The organism is Noviherbaspirillum aridicola, from assembly GCF_019656455.1.
Lineage (GTDB): Bacteria > Pseudomonadota > Gammaproteobacteria > Burkholderiales > Burkholderiaceae_D > Noviherbaspirillum > Noviherbaspirillum aridicola.
On sequence record NZ_BPMK01000012.1, the window covers coordinates 132,424 to 152,911 of the forward strand.

17 protein-coding genes are annotated in these 20,488 nt (G+C 65.1%); 16 read left to right on the top strand and 1 reads right to left on the bottom strand.

The window, feature by feature from the left end:
• Positions 1-61: 61 nt before the first annotated feature.
• The 12 genes from NCCP691_RS14550 (at position 62) to NCCP691_RS14605 (ending at position 12,370) form a co-directional block, all read left to right on the top strand.
• Complete coding sequence (locus NCCP691_RS14550; RefSeq protein ID WP_220809264.1) at positions 62-1,099, top strand: glycosyltransferase family 2 protein; 1,038 nt, start codon at positions 62-64, stop codon at positions 1,097-1,099.
• Positions 1,096-2,010 carry a polysaccharide pyruvyl transferase family protein gene (locus NCCP691_RS14555; RefSeq protein WP_220809265.1) on the top strand — a complete coding sequence of 305 codons (915 nt, stop codon included), beginning with the start codon at positions 1,096-1,098 and terminating at the stop codon, positions 2,008-2,010. The genes NCCP691_RS14550 and NCCP691_RS14555 overlap by 4 nt, the downstream gene beginning before the upstream one ends.
• Before the next feature lie 67 nt (positions 2,011-2,077).
• Positions 2,078-2,935, top strand: coding sequence for a polysaccharide biosynthesis tyrosine autokinase (locus NCCP691_RS14560; RefSeq protein WP_220809266.1), 858 nt, complete (start codon positions 2,078-2,080; stop codon positions 2,933-2,935).
• Between the two features lie 37 nt (positions 2,936-2,972).
• Positions 2,973-4,139 carry an O-antigen ligase family protein gene (locus NCCP691_RS14565; RefSeq protein WP_220809267.1) on the top strand — a complete coding sequence of 389 codons (1,167 nt, stop codon included), beginning with the start codon at positions 2,973-2,975 and terminating at the stop codon, positions 4,137-4,139.
• Positions 4,136-5,143, top strand: coding sequence for an acyltransferase family protein (locus NCCP691_RS14570; RefSeq protein ID WP_220809268.1), 1,008 nt, complete (start codon positions 4,136-4,138; stop codon positions 5,141-5,143). Before NCCP691_RS14565 ends, NCCP691_RS14570 begins: the two co-directional genes overlap by 4 nt.
• A gap of 11 nt (positions 5,144-5,154) precedes the next feature.
• Positions 5,155-5,622 (top strand): acyltransferase, encoded by a 468-nt coding sequence (locus NCCP691_RS21565; protein ID WP_220809269.1) that lies wholly within the window; start codon positions 5,155-5,157, stop codon positions 5,620-5,622.
• A 16-nt stretch (positions 5,623-5,638) separates the two neighbouring features.
• Entirely contained in the window at positions 5,639-6,610 is a 972-nt protein-coding gene (locus NCCP691_RS14580; RefSeq protein WP_220809270.1) for a glycosyltransferase family 2 protein, read from the top strand.
• Between the two features lie 3 nt (positions 6,611-6,613).
• Positions 6,614-8,062 (top strand): lipopolysaccharide biosynthesis protein, encoded by a 1,449-nt coding sequence (locus NCCP691_RS14585; protein ID WP_220809271.1) that lies wholly within the window; start codon positions 6,614-6,616, stop codon positions 8,060-8,062.
• Between the two features lie 76 nt (positions 8,063-8,138).
• Entirely contained in the window at positions 8,139-10,094 is a 1,956-nt protein-coding gene (locus tag NCCP691_RS14590) for a heparinase II/III domain-containing protein (protein ID WP_220809272.1), read from the top strand.
• Positions 10,091-10,546: a glycosyltransferase family protein gene (locus tag NCCP691_RS14595; protein WP_220809273.1), complete on the top strand. Its 456-nt coding sequence runs from the start codon at positions 10,091-10,093 to the stop codon at positions 10,544-10,546. The genes NCCP691_RS14590 and NCCP691_RS14595 overlap by 4 nt, the downstream gene beginning before the upstream one ends.
• Positions 10,543-11,016, top strand: coding sequence for a glycosyltransferase (locus NCCP691_RS14600; protein WP_220809274.1), 474 nt, complete (start codon positions 10,543-10,545; stop codon positions 11,014-11,016). Before NCCP691_RS14595 ends, NCCP691_RS14600 begins: the two co-directional genes overlap by 4 nt.
• A 31-nt stretch (positions 11,017-11,047) precedes the next feature.
• Positions 11,048-12,370, top strand: coding sequence for a UDP-glucose dehydrogenase family protein (locus NCCP691_RS14605; protein WP_220809275.1), 1,323 nt, complete (start codon positions 11,048-11,050; stop codon positions 12,368-12,370).
• Positions 12,371-12,418: 48 nt separating this feature from the next.
• Here NCCP691_RS14605 and NCCP691_RS14610 read toward each other — a convergent pair whose 3' ends face one another.
• Positions 12,419-13,792 (bottom strand): replication initiation protein, encoded by a 1,374-nt coding sequence (locus NCCP691_RS14610; RefSeq protein WP_220809276.1) that lies wholly within the window; start codon positions 13,790-13,792, stop codon positions 12,419-12,421.
• Between the two features lie 515 nt (positions 13,793-14,307).
• On the opposite strand from NCCP691_RS14610, the gene NCCP691_RS14615 reads away from it, so the two are divergent.
• From NCCP691_RS14615 to NCCP691_RS14630, 4 genes are all read left to right on the top strand, one after another.
• Positions 14,308-15,489 carry an AAA family ATPase gene (locus tag NCCP691_RS14615; RefSeq protein WP_220809277.1) on the top strand — a complete coding sequence of 394 codons (1,182 nt, stop codon included), beginning with the start codon at positions 14,308-14,310 and terminating at the stop codon, positions 15,487-15,489.
• Between the two features lie 10 nt (positions 15,490-15,499).
• A complete protein-coding gene (locus NCCP691_RS14620; RefSeq protein WP_220809278.1) occupies positions 15,500-16,477 on the top strand; it encodes a ParB/RepB/Spo0J family partition protein in 978 nt (325 codons plus the stop codon).
• A gap of 1,062 nt (positions 16,478-17,539) precedes the next feature.
• Positions 17,540-19,351 carry a site-specific integrase gene (locus NCCP691_RS14625; RefSeq protein ID WP_220809279.1) on the top strand — a complete coding sequence of 604 codons (1,812 nt, stop codon included), beginning with the start codon at positions 17,540-17,542 and terminating at the stop codon, positions 19,349-19,351.
• A gap of 104 nt (positions 19,352-19,455) precedes the next feature.
• Positions 19,456-20,484, top strand: a complete 1,029-nt coding sequence (locus tag NCCP691_RS14630; protein ID WP_220809280.1) for a site-specific integrase — start codon at positions 19,456-19,458, stop codon at positions 20,482-20,484.
• Positions 20,485-20,488: the final 4 nt, after the last annotated feature.

A 20,488-nucleotide genomic window follows, 5' to 3' on the forward strand; every position in this document is an offset into this window, starting at 1 on the left:
ACGACACGGCGCCCCTGCACGGAAGGCGCCGGAGGCCCCGCTTTGCCTTCAAGGACATGACATGACGAATTTCGACGCACCTCATCCAGCCGACAGCCCGGGTCCCGTGCCGCGGGTATCGGTCGTCATGCCCGCGTGGAACTGCGGGCGCTACATACGCCGCGCGATCGACGCCGTCCTCGCGCAGACGCTGGACGATCTCGAACTGATCATCGTCGACGACGCCTCGACCGACGACACCCGCGCCGTCGTCGAATCCTGCACCGATCCCCGCATACGCTTGTTGTGCAACGACAGCAATCACGGTCCCGCCTATTGCCGCAACCGGGGTATCGCGGCCGCACGCGGCGAATGGGTCGCGCTGCTCGACGCCGACGACTGGTTCCGTCCCGAACGGCTGGAACGGCTATGCGCGCGCGCCATGCTGCACGGCGCGGACGCGATCGTCGACGATCTTTTCATCATCGATGACGGGCGCAGCCGGCCGCGCTCGACGCTGTTCACCGAGGCCTCCTGCGGACTGGAAGACGGCGCCTGGCTGAGCCCGGCCGACTTGCTTGCGCATGAAATCGGCGCGCTCAAGCCGGTATTCCGCCGATCGCTGTTTTCCGTGCATGGGCACAGATATGACGAAAGCCTGCGCTACGGCGAGGACTACCTGCTCTACCTGTCGTGGCTGATCGGCGGCGCGCGCGTGCTCCTCACGCGCGAGACCTTCTACTATCTGCGGCGCGGCGCCACCGGCTCCCTCACCACCTCGCGCGTGGCGATGGTGCGGGCGGCGATCGCCCTGAACCAGCGGCTGCTGGACGATCCCTGCATCCAGAAGCGGCCCGAGGCGCGCAAGGCCCTGGTGCGGCGCGCGGCGGCGACCCGCGACCTGCTGGTGTTCTATGAAGTGATCTGTCCGCTGCGCGCGCGCGACCCGGCGGGCGCCTGCCTGGCATTGCTGCGATCCCCCCGCTTCATTCTCATCACGCTGCGGCGCGTGCCGACCGTCATCGGCCTGCGCCTCAAGCGCCTCGCCTATCGCTGCGGGCGTTTCGCAGCACGGCGGCTGAGTGTCGACACGGTTCAACCGCAACAGGAGATGCGATGAAGCTGTTCTATTACAAAGACCGCAGGGGCAATTTCGGCGATGACCTCAATCCCTGGATCTGGAATGCGCTCGCGCCCGAGCTTTTCGACGATGACGATTCCACGGTGCTGGTCGGCATCGGGACGCTGATCAATTCGAAGGCCCCCGCCCGGCCGCGCAAGGTCGTGTTCGGTTCGGGCGTCGGCTACCACCGTCCGCCCCGGATCGATCACAAGTGGAAGTTCTATTGCGTACGCGGTCCTCGTTCCGCCCAATGCCTTGGTCTCGACAGATCGATGGCCATCTCCGATCCCGCCGTGCTGCTCACCCGCATGCCGATCCCGGCGCCCACGCCCGGCGCTTTCGTCAGTTACATGCCGCATCACGCCAGCCTTCGCCACGCCGACTGGCGCGGCCTGTGCGAAAAGGCCGGACTGCGTTACCTCGACCCGGCGGACGACGTCGCGCAAACCGTCGCCCGCATCCGGCAGTCGCGTCTGGTGATCGCGGAGGCCATGCATGCGGCGATCGTGGCCGATGCCTTCCGCGTGCCCTGGATTGCCGTTTCCTGCTACGACCACATCCTCGACTTCAAGTGGTCCGACTGGTGCGAGTCGCTCGGCATGTCCTACCGTCCGTTGCAGCTGCCGCGCATCTGGGACGGCGCTCACATCGCGGCGCAGGCAAGACAGGCCGGGCCGGGCAAGCGCTTCAAGGGATATCTGCGCCAGGGCCTGAGGCGAGCGGGCCTGTCGCGTGCCGCCGCGCCGCCCGTGCCCAATGCCGGCGAAGTGGAAGAAAGCGTGGTGCGCGGGCTGGCATGGGTGGCCGAACAAGGCGAGGCCAGACTCAGCCGCGATGGCGCGCACCAGGAGGCCGTCACGCGATTGCTCGAATCGCTCGACTGTCTCAAGCGTGACTGCCGGAGATGACGCGCGCGCACTGCACGAACTTCCATCAACCTCCCAATTCGATGCAATGGACAATACTCTGCGCTCTATGAAAGCCCTGGCCGCCGGCGCCGGCAGCATGAAGCCGACGATCGGCAGGCTGCTGATGGATGACGGCAAGCTCACCGCGGCCGACGTGGACCGCATCCTGCTGCTGCAGAAGCAGAAACCGATGCGCTTCGGCGAGGCCGCGCTGCTGCTGGGGGTGGTGAAAGACGCGGATGTCCAGCATGCGCTGGCGCGCCAGTTCGATTACTGCTTTCTGCGGCCCGGCGCCGGCGGACTGGCGCCGGAACTGGCGACAGTCTATCGGCCCTTCTCCAGGGAGACGGAGCGCATGCGCAGCCTGCGCGCCCGGCTAGCGCGGACATGGTTCGCCGGCGGCCGAGCGGAACTCGCGGCCAGTGCGGTCAACCAGGGCGACGGCGTCAGCCTGCTCGTGGCGAACCTCGCCGTCTGCTTCGCGCAGCAGGGCGCGCGTACGCTGCTCGTCGACGCCAACCTGCGCCGACCGCGTCAGCACGCGATCTTCAACCTGCGCGCCCGCCACGGCCTGGCCGACGCGCTCGCCGGGCGCGCTGGCACCGAGGCGATCGTCGAGCTCGATATCGTCCCGTCGCTCTCTGTCCTGTGCGCCGGCACCCCGCCGCCGAATCCGCAGGAACTGCTGGGACGGCCCGCTTTCGACGCACTGCGTGCCCGCCTTCGTCCGAGATACGACGTCATCCTGTACGACACGCCGCCGGTTTCCCTGACCGACGACGCGTTTGCGGTGGCCGGACGCGCCGGCGCGGTCCTGGTGGTCGCCCGCCAGCACAGGACGAGCGTGTCGGACATGCGTGCCCTCAGCGCGCACCTGCATGCGGGCGGCATCGAGATCGCTGGCGCCGTGCTCAACGATTTCTGAGGTCACGCGCGCGATGTCACAGGCTCAGCCATTCTTCATGCATCTCCCGGACGGGGTGGCCCATGCGGCGGCGCGGACGCCCGCTTTCACCGTCTTCTGGTCGCTGGCGATGGCCATGCTGGTCCTGAACCTTGGTCAGGTCCTCGGCCTGGGCAATATCAACGCGCTTGAGAAAATGCTGTTCCTGGCCGCCGCCGTCTGCTACCTGCACGGCAAGTCCCGAGACCCGGTCGCGGGCGCGGGCCTCGCGTTGATGTGCCTGAGCACGATGATCACCGGCCTGCTGACGCCGTTTGCCGCATTTTCCTGGGTGCGCCTGCTGTTCGCGCTGATCGCCCTGATTGCGCTCGCCGCATTCTTCCTGGCCCCGCCGACCCTCGCGCAGCGGCGCCTGATGCTGGTGTCGATCGCCTGCGCGCCGCTGATACTGATCGCCTACAGCCTGCTTCTCGCCGCACTCCTGGGCAGGCCGCTGTTCATGCGGGACCATACCGGCGCATCCCGCCTCGGCGGCGCCACCATCCCCGCGTTTCTCGCCGCCGCCAGTTACGCCGCGACCGTGGCGGCCAGCTTCCTTTATGCAGAGAATAGAAAGCCCCGGTGGATGCTGGTTGCCGGTGTCGCGCTCGCGCTGTGCGCACTGTCGGGCACACGCATGCCGTCCGCCTGCGCGGCGGCCAGCGCCGCGCTCATCCTGATGACGGCGCTTTCCAGCGCCGGCGCACGACTCGCGCTGGCCGCCGGCGGCGGCGTGCTTTGCACCGGATTCCTGCTCACGGCCGGCGACCAGATACTGATCCGCATCCTTTCCGGTTCCTCCAGCGGCCGCGACAAGCTCTGGGACTCGCTCGCGCCATGGGTCGACCGCTATCCGCTCACAGGCGTCGGTTTCGGCCATCACGGCCTGCTCATTCCCGAGCACGTGCTGCGCCTGACCAATACGACGGCCGCGCACAACGAGTATCTGCGCCTGCTGGTGGAACTCGGTTATGCGGGCGAGGCAGCTTTCCTGCTCGGCATCCTGCTGCTGTTTCTCGGTCGCCGCCTGTATTCGCGCGCGACGTGGCCGCTCGGCGTGCTGCTGCTCGCGATCTTCTTTCTTTATGCATCCACCGACAATGTCTTCTATCTGAGCTATGCATTGTTCGTACCCCTGTGCATCGCCGTCGGCGCGCCGCTGCGAGCGGCACGGAGGCCGGGATGAGCGCCGCAGGCAGCACCGCAGGCGTCCGACTCGACGCCATCGAGCATCTCAAGGGCGTCGCGATCATCCTCGTCGTGGCCGCGCACCTGGTCAAGTACCGCACATTGGGAGCGACCGACTGGTATGAGCTGTTCAAGTACAAGGTCTATCTCTTCCACATGCCCTTGTTCATGTTTGCCAGCGGCTATGTGTACTTTCATCGCGGCGCCCAGCTGCAACGGCTTTCGCAGCTGCCCGGCTACGCCGCCCGACGCGCCGACCGGCTGCTGGTTCCGTTCTTCGGGCTCGGCATGCTCATCGTGGCCGGCAAGCTGCTGTTGTCCGGTTTCGCCTACGTCGACGAAGCGCCGGCAACCCTTGCGCACGCGCTGCGCGGGCTGGTGATGGATACCGAGAACAGCCCCGTGCTGACGATCTGGTATCTGTTCGTGCTGTTCGTCTTCTGCGTCGCGACGCCCGTGCTCTACCGTCTTGCCGGCGGCCGCCTCGCGCTCCTCGCGCTGTTCGCCGCATTCCTGTACACGCTGCCCGTGCCCGACATCCTGTTCGCCAACCGACTCGCCGAGTTCTATCTGTTCTTCGTGGCAGGCGGCATCGCGCAGTCGCGGCGCTGGCTGGAGCGGCTGCCCGGTCCCTGGCTCGCGCTGCTGCTCGGCGGAGGCTTCGCCCTGCTGCTTGCCCTGCCGTTCGACCGGACCGCCGGCCTCGTCGTCTGCGGGCTGGCCGCCGCGCTCGCGATTCCGTCCGCGCTGCGGCACGCCCCGGCCCGACTGCTCGATGTCCTCCATTTCTGCGGGCGCCACTCGATGCCTGTCTATCTCTTCAACGTCATCGCGATCGGTGCGGCGAAGGCCTTCTTCCTGAAGACCTTCACCTATGAACCGGGGCTGTTCCTGCCGCTGCTGGGCGTCACCTTCTGCGCGGGGATAGGCGCGCCGCTGCTGCTTGCGTGGCTCACCGGGCTTTCCTCCCGCACCGCGCTCATTCACCGTTACATCAGCTGAAAGGATCAAGGATGCGGCTTTCACATCTTTCCTGGTTGCGAAATGCGCTGGTCGCCGCCGCCCGCGTCATCTATCGCCGCGTGTTCGGCATGGATCTGCACCCCACCTGCCAGTTCTCGCTGTCGGCCAGGTTCGACAAGACCAATCCGCGCGGCGTCCATGTGGGCGCCTGGAGCTACGTGGCATTCGATGCCGCCATTCTGACCCACGACCTCACGCGCGGGGTGCGCCTGCATACCCGCATAGGCAGCTGCTGTTTCATCGGCGCGCGCAGCATCATCCTGCCAGGCGTGCAAATCGGCGACCACGTCATTGTCGGCGCCGGCTCGGTGGTGCTCCGTGACGTTCCGCCGCGCTGCATGGTGGCCGGCAATCCTGCGCGCGTGATTCGCGAAAACATCGAGACCGGCCGCTTCGGCAGGCTGGCCGGCGCCGATGAAGTCCAGCGCCGCCACACCGCCGAGCATGCGCTGGACTGAGGACATGACTGAGACCATGGCAATCAGACCGACACCCGATCCCGCCGCCCCGCGCTGCATCCCGTCGCCGCGGGACCGGCAAGGCATCGTGCTGCTGACGACCTGCGATCTCGCCGGCGGCCGCAGCGCGGAACTGCTGCGCCTGCTCGGCAGCGTGCAGCACGCGATGCAGGCGGCGCCCCTGACGATACGTCACTACATCCTGCTGCAGCGTGCGCCCGGCGGCCCGCCCGCGGAACTTCTCGCCGCGGCCGGGGATACGTCGTGCGTGATGGCCATCGGCGATCGGGTCTCCCTCTCGCGGGCGCGCAATCTGCTTCTGTGCCGTGCACGACAGGAAGGCGCGCTCTCCCGTGCGCTGTGGGTCGCTTTTCCGGACGATGATGCCTGGTATCCGCAGGGTGTGCTCGCGGAGGTGAACGGCCTGTTTTCCGCGCACGGCTCGCTCGCCCTCGTGACCTGCCGCTACGGCGCGGATCCCGTGCCGCTGCAACGCGGCGCGGCGACGCGGGCGTTTCGTCCGCTTCGCGGGTATGGCGACCTGGTGCGCGTCGTGTCCTCCAATACGCTGATGGTGCGCGCCTCGGTGGTGGAAGCGGTCGGCGGATTCGACGAGCGGCTCGGCGTGGGCGCCCGCATCAACGGCGGCGAAGACCTCGACTACGCGCTGCGCGCGCTCGCGCGCGGCAACGGCGCAGCCCTCGTCGCCGCCGATCCGCTGATCGGGCACCGGGACCGCATGCCCTGGGTGCGCTCGCGCTATTTCGCGGGCAGCCTGTTTGCCCTGGCGCGCGCCGCCCGCTCGCGGCCGCGGCTCACCGCGCAGATGCTGCGCAAGCTGGCGGTCGGCGTATCGCTGCTTGCGCTGCGGGAGCTGTCCGCCCGCGAACTTCGCGAGGGAATCCGCGCGGGACTCGGCGGCTGGTTCACGCCGGCACCGGCGATAAGCCTCCCTGACCGGGAACCCGTCCATCCGGCCCGGCGGTGACCCATGAATCCTCCCATTCTTTCCAGCCTTGCCTGGTCGCTCGTACGTACCTGGGGCGGACGCCTCGCCGGTTTCGCGATCTATTTCCAGCTCGTGCGCGTGCTTGCGCCCGAGGACATGGGGCTGTTCTCCGCCGCCTTCGCGGTCTTCGTCTTCCTCGAAATATTCGCCGACCTCGGCATGGTGCAGGCGGTGGTTCAGCGTCCGCAGGTCACGCCGGCGCAGCTCAACGCAGTGCTGCTGCTGAACATGCTTGCCGCGGTACTGCTGACGGCGGTCCTGTGGTCTGCCGCGCCGCTGGTGGAAACCCTGGTCGGCATCCCGCGCCTGGGCGCCGTGCTGCAGGTGGGGTGTCTGACCCTGCTTTTTTCGAGCGCGGGCTTTGCCCAGGAAGCGATGGCCCGGCGGCGCTTCGAGTTCCGGCGGCTGGCGATGCGCACCCTGTTTTCCACCATCGTCGGCGGCGCGGTCGGGGTGTGGCTGGCGGCGACCGGGCACGGCGTGTGGGCGCTGGTGGTGCAACTGCTGGTGTCGTCCGCACTCAACGCCGGCGCGCTGTGGCTTCGTCCTGCGTGGTCCCTGCGGGTACGCCCGGATTTCAGGGGCGTCGGGCAGCTCGCCTGCTTCGGCACGCACGTGACCGGCATGCGCCTCGTCGAGTACGCCGGTACCCGCGGCGTCGAGCTGCTGATCGCCATGCTGCTCGGTCCCCATGCGCTCGGCATCTATGCCGTGGGAACCAAGATCCACTACATCTTCATGCAGTTGCTCGGCCTCGCCCTGTCCGACGTGGCCCAGTCGGGCTACGCCCGCCTTGCCGCAGACCTCGACCGCCTGCGTGCGGCCTATCTGTCTTCCGTCAGCGCCGCCGCCCTGGCGGCGACGCCCGCATGGGCCGTGCTGTCCGCTGCTGCACCGGAAATCGCCCTCATCGCCTTCGGTCCCCGCTGGACCGCCTGCGCCCAGGTACTCGGGCCGGTCGCGCTGCTCGGGGCACTGCAAGTCCTGCAGAAATTCGATACCGCCGTGCTCAATGCCCTGGGCCGCCCCGGACTCACGCTGATGTTGTCGGCGGCGCGCTCCCTGGGCGCCCTGCTCGCGGTATGGCTGGCGCACGACCGCGGACTCGCCGCCGTGGCCATGGCTTTCGTCGCATCGCAGCTGCTTGTCGCCCCCGTGAATCTCTGGCTGCTGCATCGGCACCTGAAAGCGGCGTGGCGCGGCTGGATCGGCTGCACATGGCTGCCGCTTTTCGGCGGATGCCTCGCATGGATCGCCATGTCGCTCGCACGGGATGCCGATGCGGTAGCGCACGCGACGGCGCTCGTACGCCTGCTCATGCTGGCCTCGATCGGCGGCGCGACCTATCTCGTCGCACTGGCCGCGCTCGGGCGACGGCAGCTGTACGGGCTCTGGTTCGACTGGCGGGCGCTGCGGAGGCCCTCGCCGTGAGGTCCGTCACTTCCGCGGAATCAGTCCGTCATCCAACAGGGAATCGGTCATCGTGATGCGCTTTCGGCAGATGTCAATGATCCTGCTCGCCGGTCTTGCCGTGTCCGCCGCGGCGGCCGGCGGCGCGGGCACGCTCCAGGTCCGGCCGGCGACGGAGGACTGGGAGGGGGCCAGGATGCGGGTCGGCGCAGATGAAACCTGGCGCGCCTGGCTGAAGCAGGAGTCGCAGCGCATCGAAACCTGGATGGCACGCGAGCGGGATCGCGGAAGCGCGGAAGCGGGCTGGATCCACGAATTTCAGGATGAAGCCACCGGCGCCTTCCGCAGCGCACCTCCCGACAGTGATTGCGAAGCCTCGCGATCCGGACCGCAGCGCGCCGGCTGCATCGCCCTGCTCCGTCACCGCAACATGGGCATGCTGCACGCGGCCGCCCGGCTCGCGGTGCTGACGCGCTCGCGCCCGATTGCCGAGTGGGCGTCGGCCCAGCTCGACATGTATGCGCGCCTGTCGGCCAGGACCGCCAGGGCAGGCGCCGGGGGACTGTTCAGACAGGGGCTGGACGTGGCGAACGTCATGCCCCTGCTGGCGGACGCGGTACGTCTGTTGCGGCCGATGAGCTCCGGCTCCCGCGCGGCCGGGTGGTGCGACAACCTGCTGCTGCCGGCCGCGAGAAAACTGATGGCCAGCCAGCGTGAGGTGCATAACATTGCCGTCTGGTACAGCTCGGCGGCCGCCATCGCGGCCATGGAGTGCAGCGACGAGGACCTGCTGAAGCAAACGCTGAACGGCCCCGCCTCCCTCCCGGCCCTGCTTGACGCCGGCACTTCGCCGGACGGCTACTGGCTGGAGCTGTCGCTCGGCTATCAGAATTACGTCGTACAGGCGGTGCACGAAACTCTGCTCGCCGCGTCCCTGCGCGGGCGGTTCGAAGACTGGCAAGCGCTGCATCGGCCAATGCTGTCTCTGCTTGCCTCTCCGTTGCGCGTCGGATTCCGCGGCGGCGATGGCCCCACCATCAACGACAGCAATCGGCATCCGCAAATTCCCGACCTCGGCCTGCTGCACAGGGTGAGGCGGACCGTCCCTACCGCGCAGGGAGCCGACGCCGCCAACCGGGAGCAAGACTGGGAGAGTTTGCTCGACCCGCCCGGACAGGCACCCTTGCTCAGGGTACGAGGCGACGACGGCGCGCACGACATTGCGGGCCTGAAATCGCTGCTGTTGCGCGACCAGCACTGGGAAGCCATCCTGCGTGCCGGTCAGGGCGCCCGCTTTCATGCCCACCAGGACATACTCAGCTTCGAACTCAAGCATGGCGACACCTGGGTATTCCGCCACTCGCCGACGCCGGCCTACGGATCCTCGCTGCACCGCGACTACTACAAGCGCGCGCCCGCCCACAATGTGCCGCTTGTCGACAGCCAGGGGATCAGCAACTGGTTCGCGCGGCCGACGGCGACGGATGCCGCCGACAGCGCCGTCGCCGCCACCATCAGGTCGTTTCAGCGGGGCGTCGAGGTCCAGCGGCAGCTCCGGACCCGCGAACGGGTATTCACCGATCGGCTGCAGTTCCGGGCCGGGCCGGGCGCCGCACATGTTTTCGGCGCCATTTATCACACCGACTGCGCGCTCGCCGCCACGCCCGCCACGCCCGCCGCCTCGGGCCCGGATCCGCTGCCCGAGGCGGCGGGCTTCGGTGCGCTGCAGCCGCAGGCCTCGTGGCGCAGCGACGGAACCTGGACAGCCAGGCTCACGTGCGGCGCCCGGTCCTTCGTACTGCGCATGGCAGGCTCGGGCCCCTTCACGCTTTCGCAGCTGTCGGCGCCCGCCCTCGGACCCGCCCGCCGTCGTACCGCGCTCCTGGTTGGCATGGAAGCCAGGGGACCGGGCTGGGTGGAGCTGCAGCTCGAAACCCTGCCCGCGTCCACAGCCGGAAAACCGTCTTCCACGATGTCCAGTCTCACGCCGGCGCGATCCCTTCCGGCGCGCCATCCCTTACTTCGATCTTCACATGGAGGGCCAGAAACATGAACACCACACGAAAACATGTCCTTGCGGTCGCCTCGGGCGGTGGCCACTGGGTGCAGCTGCTGCGGCTGCGCCCGGCCTTCGTGGACAGCGACGTGACCTACATGACGACCAACGCCGCATACGCGCGGGACGTGGATGCGAGCCTCATCACCGTGGCCGACGCCAATCTCAAGGAAAAGCTGCGGCTGTTGCGCATGTTCTTCGAGGTCCTGGTGCACGTCGCCCGCCTGCGCCCGGACATCGTCGTGTCGACCGGCGCCGCGCCCGGCTTCGCCGCGATTCTCTTCGGCCGCCTGTTCGGCGCCCGCACCGTCTGGATCGACAGCATCGCCAACTCCGAACAGCTCTCCGTCTCGGGGAAGTATGCGAGGCGCTACGCCGATGTCTGGCTCACCCAGTGGGCACACTTGTCCCAGCCGGCGGGTCCGCAGTACTGGGGAGGTGTGCTGTGATCTTCCTGACCGTTGGCACACAGCTGCCCTTCGATCGCCTGGTGGCGGCGGTGGATGACTGGGCCGGCGCCAGCCGGGCCAGGGTCTTCGCCCAGACCGGCGCCGGCAAGTATCGGCCGCGTCACTGCGAGCATGCCGACTACCTCGCGCCGGCGCTCGCCGACGACCTGTTCCGCAAGGCCGACCTGATCGTCTCGCATGCGGGGATGGGGTCGATCCTGACCGCGCTCAAGTACCAGAAGCGCATCCTGATCCTGCCGCGCCGCGCATCGCTTGGCGAGCATCGCAATGAGCATCAGCTGGCCACCGCCCGCTGGCTCGGCAGGAAGCCAGGCGTATTCGTGGCCGAGGAAGCCGACGACGTCGCCCGCCTGCTGAACGCGCGCGAGGTACTGCAATCCGGCGAGGCGATCAGCGATCACGCCGACCCCGCGCTGCTCGCCCGCCTGCGCGAATTCGTTTCACAGTAATCATTCCAACAGTCATAGAAGGGAGTCGCGCATGAACATAACCGTCATCGGCACCGGCTACGTCGGCCTGGTCACCGGGACCTGCCTGGCCGAAGTCGGCAACGACGTCCTGTGCCTGGACGTCGATACAGCCAAGATCGCCATGCTCAACGACGGCCGCATTCCGATCTACGAACCAGGACTGGAGCAAATCGCCGCGCGCAATGTCGCCGCCGGACGCTTGCGCTTCACCAGCGATCAGCGGGAGGCGGTCCGCTTCGGCGCCGTACAGTTCATCGCCGTCGGCACGCCGCCCGGGGAAGACGGCTCGGCCGATCTGCAGTATGTGCTCGCCGCCGCACGCAACATCGGTCGCCACATGGACAGCCGCACCATCGTGGTCAACAAGTCCACCGTCCCGGTCGGCACGGCCGATGCCGTCGACGCCGTGATTCGCGAGGAGCTTGCGCGCCGCGGCGCCGATGTCGACTTCGCGGTGGTCTCCAATCCGGAGTTCCTCAAGGAGGGCGCCGCGGTGGAGGATTTCATGCGCCCCGACCGCGTCATCATCGGTGCCGACGACCCGCAGGCGATTGCCTGCCTGCGCAGCATCTATTCGGCATTCGTGCGCAATCACGATCGTCTGATGGTGATGGACACCCGTTCCGCCGAACTGACCAAGTATGCGTCCAACGCCATGCTGGCCACGCGCATCTCCTTCATGAACGAACTCGCCAATCTTGCCGACAAGGTCGGCGCGGACATCGAACGGGTGCGGGTAGGCATCGGCTCCGACCCGCGCATCGGCTTCGACTTCCTCTATGCGGGCTGCGGCTACGGCGGGTCGTGCTTCCCGAAGGACGTGCGGGCACTGCTGCGTACCGCCGGCGACAACGGCGTGCGCCTGGGCGTGCTTGAAGCCGTCGACGATGCAAACGAAGCGCAGAAGCGCCTGCTGCTCGACAAGATCAAGGCCCGTTTCGGCAATGATCTGAAGGGGCGCCGTTTTGCCATGTGGGGTCTGGCGTTCAAGGCCAATACCAACGACATGCGGGCAGCCACGAGCCGCGTCGTGATAAAAGGCCTGTTCGATGCCGGCGCGCGTGTGGTCGGCTATGACCCGGTCGCCATGCCCGAAGCTCGCCGCCTGTTTCGCAACGACGATCGGCTCAGCCTTGCGGACTCCGCGATGGACGCGCTGCGCGGCGCCGACGCACTCGTCATCGTCACCGAGTGGAAGGAATTCCGATCGCCCAATCATGCGATGGTGCGCGAACTGCTCAGGCATCCGGTCATCTTCGACGGGCGCAATCTCTACGATCCGGAGTCGGTGCGCGGCTACGGACTCGAATACATCGGCATCGGCAGACGATAGACGCGGGCGGCGCTGCCGGCCGCCTGTACGCTCGCTGGCAGCGCCTCTTCAGCGCAGCCGCATGCGCATGTCCACCGTGGCCAGCTGTTCGTTCTTCATGCGTATCGCAAGGTCGGTGAGTTCCGACTCCGACGGCTTCTCCCAGCCGTCCTCCCAGACCGCATTGCCGAGGAACTTCAGAAACACCGGGCGAACGATCTGGCTCTGTATGCCCTTGCTCTGGAACGCCTTGCGGATCGCCCCGGATGCGGGCAGGGCTTCCTGCTCGAAGCGGACGATCCATTGCTGCTGGTCCTGCTCCGGCATCTCCTGGAACATCTCGGACAGTTCGGCGCGCTTGTTGGCCATGAACTGTTCGATCAGCTTCAGCCGCTCGGCCTTGGTGTCGAATGTCTTGCGCAGCGGCGGCGGCGCTTCCTTTTCAGTCGCGAGCTGACCCGACTGCAGGATGGTGAGCAGGTATTTCTCCGGCGCGCGAACGGGCTCCATGTCCTGCCGCCGCTGCCGCTCATTCATGATGGCGATCGCATCGTCGAGCGCCTTGGCGCCGAACCGCAGGAGCAGCTTTTCTGCCCGGTCCTGCGGCAGTCCGGCGCGTATCGCATTGCCGATGGTGCGCAGATCCACCGGCTCGATCGGCCGCTGCGCGGGGCCGAGCTGCGCCTGCTTGCGCCGTACGCGAAACTGCAGGTCCTGCACCGAGCGGCCGTTCTTGTGCTCGATCAGTTCCACCTCGAGGTCGGTGACTTCATTCACCTTCTTGACGGCCTTCTTGACGACGTCGCGGTTGAAGATCTTGTATTCCTGATACGCGCTCGCCGGACTGTCCGGGGTGCCCGTCAACACCGGCCGCCACCATGCCCAGGCCTGTCGGGCAGTCAGCCCGCCGGGGTTGTCCGCATAGCGGCAGCAGATCTCGTACAGCACGAGCGACGCCATCGTATTGAGCGCGGCGAGGACCTGGAGCGACATCTTGGCAAAACGCTGCGGATCGAGCAGTTCCTGTTTGATATTGGGCGCGTAGCTCCACTCCAGTGTGAGTTCGTTCCCTCGCTGAATGAGGTCGGCGTGGGCGATCAGCGCGGAGATGCTCCAGCGCGCGCCTTCACCGGTCGTGGGAGACTGCCATTCGACGCCAGTCGTCGCCATCTGCCTGAAATACTGTTTAATGATCTCGGTATTGTTCGAGTTGAAATCGATGCCGATGGCGATTTCGGAGAGGCGGGCACGGTAGCGCTCCTGGTCGACGCCCTGTCGCTGGGCATACTGCAGCATGACGTTATAGATCTTGCGTGCGGTGACCGTGATCTTTTCGGATTTCGGGACGATGGCGAGCGTGTTGACCGGCTTGCGCAGCAGGTAGTCCGGCTCGGCGGCTTTCGTGCTGCGGCTTCGTCGGGTGGTTTTGCTGGCTTCGGCCATGAAATGACTGCAGGGTATTCTCGATTGCATGAGAGTCTATAGTGAGTTCAAGCGAAGTGCAATCTCACCTGTCGCTTGCCGGGCACCCTGTTTTTCTTTCGTGAGAACGGTCGTTGCGGCTCCTCTCCCAAAATTTCTCACCTTGGAATGACTGCCTGCCCCTGCCCGGCAGGCCTATATCCCCTCACCTTTGTTCCCAATGCCGCTCACCAATACTCCCATTGCTGCTCACCATTACTCCCAATTCTTCTCACCCTACTCCCCAAAACCTCTCACCGATCTAACTATAACCATCTGTTTTTAAACGAAATATCGTGTCTTATAGTTCTTAAAGATCTTGAAGTAGGTTTACTTTTTCTAGCGGCCAGGCAAAATGGAAACTCTTTTCCGGAATCAGTACGAGCGAAGATTTTTCGTTTTCTGATCAATCCGCGGATTTTCGTAGAATTTCTGATGGCGGATGAACGCTTGGCTGGCGTAGAATATTTCACGTAAATAAAACCAATGGGAGTTCTATGATTGCGCCAGACCTGAAGAGTAACCAGAAGATCCATATAAGCGATATCGTCGAGCAGGCCGAGAGGGCGGCGCAGATGGTCAACCAGATTCGGTCCCGGATGCTGGCGCCGAATGCCATCAAAAACCCGCCGGTGTTTTCTTCCAGCCAGCTTGCCGCGCTGTGCGGTATCGATAAGGGTCAGGTTGCCTACCGCATTAGTAAAGGTGATCTGCCCGCAGGTCAGTTGAATGACAAAGGCTCGCGTCGCGAATTCAGCCTGCAGGAAGCCCGGGCCTGGGTTCAACACTACCGATCGAGCTACCTGCGCCCGGAAGGCGCCCGTGCAATCACGCTCGCAATCGGCAACTTCAAGGGCGGTGTGAGCAAGACCACTACGGCGATGGTGATGGCGCAGGGACTGAGTCTGCGCGGACACAAGGTGCTCGTGGTCGACGCCGACCCTCAGGGGTCGCTGACCACCTTGTTCGGCATCATGCCGGACACCGAGGTAACGGAAGATCAGACCATCGCCCCGCTCGTCTATGGTGACACCACCACGATCAAGCCCTCCATTCAGTCAACCTACTGGGACGGAATCGACCTGGTGGCGGCTTCGTCAAGCCTGTTCTCTGCCGAATTCGTGCTGCCATCGCGGCAGATGAAAGACCCCGAGTTCCAGTTCTGGGACGTGCTCAATCTCGGGCTCGAAGATGTACGTGATGACTATGATGTGATCATCATCGATACGCCGCCCTCGCTTTCCTATGTCACGATCAACGCGTTCATGGCTGCGGACGGCCTCATGGTTCCTCTTCCTCCTAACGCGCTCGACTTCGCAAGTTCAGCGCAGTTCTGGAGCCTGTTCAGCGATCTCGCGTCCAATCTCGTGGAAAGCGCCGGTATCAGCAAGACCTTCGACTTCATTCACGTCCTGCTGGCCCGCGTTGATTCCGCCGATGTCGCCAGCGATGTTGTCCGCTCCTGGATCTCCGCCACCTATGCAGAGAAAGTGTTGCCGGTCGAGATTCCGAAGACGGCAGTCACCTCGTCCAGTTCTGCGGAATTCGGAACCGTCTACGACATCAGTCGGTACGACGGCAGCATGAAGACCTATAGCAGAGCCCGCGATGCGTACGACCGTGTGAACGACCTCGTCGAAATTTCCATCCGCAGTTCGTGGAACGCACAGCTAGCCTAAGGAGAACCTCATGTCGATAAAGGACCGACTTGCAAAGAAAACCGAGGGCTTGCTCGTGCCGGGCAAGTCCGAGGGCAACACCGCGCCCGGCGCCGCCCCGCTCCGTACCGGGCCCGGCCAGATGCTGATGGTGAACTCCCTGATGAAGGAGAGCAATAAGAAGCTGGAAATGCTGGAAGCCCGCCTCAAGGAATTCGAGGGATCGCTGCCGGTAAAACTCATCGACGCCGACCGCATCATTCCATCAAAGTGGGCAAACCGGGATAGCCGCAGTTACGAGCGGCAGGATTTCAGGGTGCTGAAAGACGAGATCGCGCAGGCCGGTGGCAACGTGCAGCCGATCAAGGTGCGGCCGCTGAAAGGCGGCGAGGATCGCTATGAAATCGTATTCGGCCACCGGCGTCACCGTGCATGTTTCGAGCTTGGTCTTCCGGTGCTGGCCGTGGTCGAGGAGATCAGCGATCAGGAACTCTTCAAGGAGATGGATCGTGAGAACCGTGCTCGGGCGGATCTCGCGCCCTGGGAGCAGGGTGTGATGTACCGCCGGGCTTTGTCGGAACAGCTGTTCAGTTCGCAGGATCAGCTTGCAAGAGAGCTCGGTGTGGATCCGGGCAATATGAGCAAGGCGCTGCGCCTGGCTAATCTGCCCGAAAGCATCGTGCAGGCTTTTGCATCGCCGCTCGACCTGCAGTACCGGTGGGCCAAGGCCCTGAACGACGCGTTACAGGCCGACCCGGAAGGCGTTGTCGCGAGGGCGCAGGAGCTGGCAGCAAATCGCTCGATGGCGCAAAACGCGAAAGAAGTATTTGAGATCCTTTGCGGGACTGCCGTGTCGCAGGCCACGACTGAGACGATTCTGGTTGATGGCAAGGCGGTCGGAAAAATTGTTTTTGATGGCAGCAAGACGACCATTCAGTTTGCGCGCGGCGCTGTTGAGCGGTCGCAGTTGAAAGCGTTGTCCGAGCACCTGAAGACATTTTTTGAGTGAACTGTTCGACTTGTACCGTACAAGACCAAAGCCCGTCAGCAGACGGGCTTTTTTTTGCCCCGCGCTAGCCAGCGCGTCGGATTCGACGGCCGGGTTTGACCGGCATGCACTAGCCTCGCTCTCGGTGAGCATCTGCAGCGAAAGCAGACTCTCGTGCCCGTCGTAAAACAATTGGTACTTGTGGGACTGGAGCCAAAACGACGAGGGCCGAGCCTCGAGTAGCGCATCCGGCAGGAACGATGCCGCGCGTCCTTCCGCAAATGCCAAGAGTAGTCGGACTTTGTTCTGCTTCTTGTACCGTACAAGTCAGGGGGCAGGTCCCAGGAGTCGCTTCTTGTACCGTACAAGCGCCTGCCCGAGACACCCAAAACTTCTCACCTTGTCGCTGGTGGCCGCGTTAAGGCTTCGCATTCAAATCACGTGAGGCGGTAAACCCGCCCCGAGAAAAGACTTGTTCAACGGGGTCTTCCTGTTACTTCATGCGGCAGCCGGGAGCAAAGACGCGTGGCTTCGACCAGATGGCGCCGCAATCACACCCGGGCCGCCGAATTCGCGATAGCCCGCCGTCTTACTCGGCAATCGACTTTTGCTCCTTTGTCCGCGCGCATTCTGCCGCTTAACGGATACTCCCAATTCTTCTCACCTAACGGCGCCAAGTACGGGTGGGACGTGCCGCAGTTGCCGAGCTCTACAAAGGCTCCCGATCAACTCCCAAAACTTCTCACCGGATCCAGGCCAAAGCGGCACGCGCAGTTTCCACTTGTACCGTACAAATCTTGCGGGGCGCGGGAAGACGCGCGGGATTTAGAAGGGCGGGAATGAACCCACCATCCCAAAATTTCTCACCTCAATCGAGACGCAAATCGCGCTGCCCGCCCTGCTCGTGGCGACGGCGTCCCCTCATCGGTCCCCCTGATACGGCGCCTTGCAAGCCCTTGATCTCAAAGGAAAAGAAACCGGTCGGTCTGCACGCGGTACTGTCTTGAAACATTTTTTGCGATAAATGATAATAGGGCGCCGGCTGCTTCACCTACCCCCTATGGCGGACAACAACGCGCACCAATGGAAAATCAGCACCTGCCGACGATCTCTCCCGAGCGCTCTGCCGCGCAGAAAAAGCAGGCTGGTGTCCAGGGCCAGCGTCTGCATGCGGGTCACTTCGCGTTCATGCGGGCCGTCATCCAGGGACTGGATACTCGCCAAAGCTGGGACCGGTACCTGCGCCTGGAGGGAGAGCATGACGACATTCGCCACGTCAGGCGAACGATTCAACGCATACGGGATGAATTTGCCTCTGCCGCACGGAGGCACGCGCGTCATGGCATCGCCCGCCTGATCCAGCTGGACGCGGACCGGATCGACGAACGGGCCGGCAAACTGCCGACGCTGGATGAGTTTGCGGCTGAGCGTGGTCTCGAGGAATTTTCACAGGCGGAACAGCTGGATTTCTACCGGGAGGTTTACGGGATTGCGCCAACCGGGGCAGCCAGGCGCAGACGGGTTATTGCCCGTCAGCTGGAAGCGCTGCGATGGCTCGAAGAACTTGTCGCGGAACCCCCTCGGGCCCAGGATCCGCCCCGATCGTGGATACACCCCGATATCGCGGCGCGGCTGGAGCAGGCCGGCATCGACTCCCTTGAAGCACTCGTACTGCGCATCAATGGTGTCGGCTACCGCTGGTGGGCGGGAATCCCGGGCATAGGGATCGGCAAGGCCGAGCGCATCGTGAGCTGGCTGAGAGCGCAAGAGTCCAGCCTGGGCATGACGCTGGGTCCGCACGTCGACCAGCCGCGTCAGCAGACGAGTACGTCGGATCTTCGCCAGCTCGTGAAGGGCGGCACCCAGGTCGTCCCCATCGAAAAATTCGTTGCCCCTCCCGGACTGGACGGCGCCGACGGCCGGTTTCGCGCGCCAAAGGAAAATTGCCGGATCCCGGCCACGAACGATGTGCAGGCAATCTTCGCCTGGGTCGAATCCAAGGCAGCCAACGCCAGCACCCGGCGATCCTATCTGAAGGAGGGCGAGCGCTTCCTCTTGTGGGCGGTACTGGAAAGAGGCCGCGCGCTTTCATCCCTCGAGGCTGCGGACTGCGTCGCCTATCAGGCCTTCATGACCGACCCGCAGCCGTCCGCCAGGTGGTGCGGTCCGCGGGGGCGAGAAAAATGGAGCCCGCTCTGGCGCCCCTTCGAAGGGCCGCTTTCCGATGCCGCGCGTCGTCACGCGGCGGTGGTGCTGAAAAATCTGTTCAGCTACCTGGTGTCGAACGGCTACCTCGTCGCCAGCCCCTGGCAGGAACTCGCGTTGCCGGCTCAGCAGAAACAGCCGCGGCAGCAGCTCTCCGCCGCGCACTGGCAGCGCATAGAGCGGTTTGCGGATTCTCTCGCCGCGACGTCAGCCAATGCGCGCCTGGTATTTGCGCTGCAATTGATCGGTCAGACCGGCCTGCGCCTTTCCGAAGCGGTCGCAGCTAAACTCGATGATGTGCAACGCACGCCCGCCGGAATGATCCTATTGACTGGTGTACGCGAAGGCAAGGAACGCCGAGTTCCGCTGCCGCCCCCCTTGCTGTCCCATCTTGCGCGGTATCTCGAGTCCCGCGGCCTGCACCCGGACCCAGTCAACCCAGCCAATGCCGGAGCCTACCTGCTCGGCCCGGCGCTGGACGTACACGAGCGCGCTCCATGGTCTCCACAGCACCTGCGGCAGGCAAACGCCAAAGCCGGCATTGCCGTCGGTACGCTGAGGGACCAGTTCAAAACTTTCTTCACCGCCTGTGCCAAAGCCGCCACCGATGCCCCCCCCGAGGACCGTGCTGCATTGGAAGCAGCCAGCGCAAGCTGGCTGCGGCGCATCTCTGCCGGCGCGAACGCCTGATCGAACAGCCGACCGCCGTCTGGTTTCAAAGCGCAAACGCCGTTCCGAAAGAGTTGGCCTCGTTATGCCGCCGTTAGTACGTTTTAGAACGTAGAATGACAGCGATGGGAACACGACCGACACAGAAGACGAGGCGGGCGCAACAAGCCGGCGTCGGTGCGGACTGGGTGGAACTCTTCGACGATTGGGTGGCGCACGGGGCAGGGCGCCTCGACACGTCTGCATCGGTGAAGACGCTGACCAAGGCATCGACGCGCATATACCTCGAAATGTGGAAAGCCTTCGGGCGATTCTGCGTGCAGGAGCGCCTCAGCCTCGATTCCCTGAGCGAAGCCGATATCGAACGCTATCTCCACTCGCGAGAACATCATGACAAGCGCCGCTCCGGACCGCTCTCCGCGCGTTACGCGTGGCGCATGCTCCATCTGATCGATCGCATGCTCGAGCACGATGCAATGCGGCGTGGCGGAGTACGCAACCCGGCTTCGCTGCATCTCCTGCGCCGCACGCCCTACCGGCATGCGAACGCAGTCGACAACGACAAGACCCCCGTCTGTCTCTCGCCGGACGAACTTCGCCGCCTGCTCGCGTATCTCCAAGCCGCCGGCGAGGGCGGGGAAGCCAGCTGGAAGTCCGAGCGCGACCGGGCGGCAGTCGCCCTGATGCTGGGCGCCGGATTGACGCCGGCCGAAATGCGACAGCTCAGGCTCGAGAGTCTTCCTCCATGTTCGGCCACCGGCCGCGCGCCGGCACAGCTGCGTTCGGTCGGCGACCACGGGCATGCCCGGAACGTGCCGCTGCCGGCCTGGGCAGGTAGCATCCTGCATCGCTGGCGCCAGCGCCGCTTGATGCTGGGCATAGCCGGCACCTACGTCTTTCCGTCCACCTTGAACGGCAAGCCCTGGTCCCATACCGGATCGCAGGAGGCGTGCAAGCAGGTTCTCGTCCACGCAGGATTGTCCCCTGGACCGGGCGGCCTGTTCCGCCTGCGTCATAGCTTCGCGCTTACACATCTGCGCGCGGGAGAAGACGAAAAACGGGTGGCCGGCTGGCTCGGCTACCGCGATGCCGACAGCATTGCCCAGTACCGCCCGCTCGTCGCCGCCGCGCTCGGCGGCGGCCGCGGCGCCTAACAGT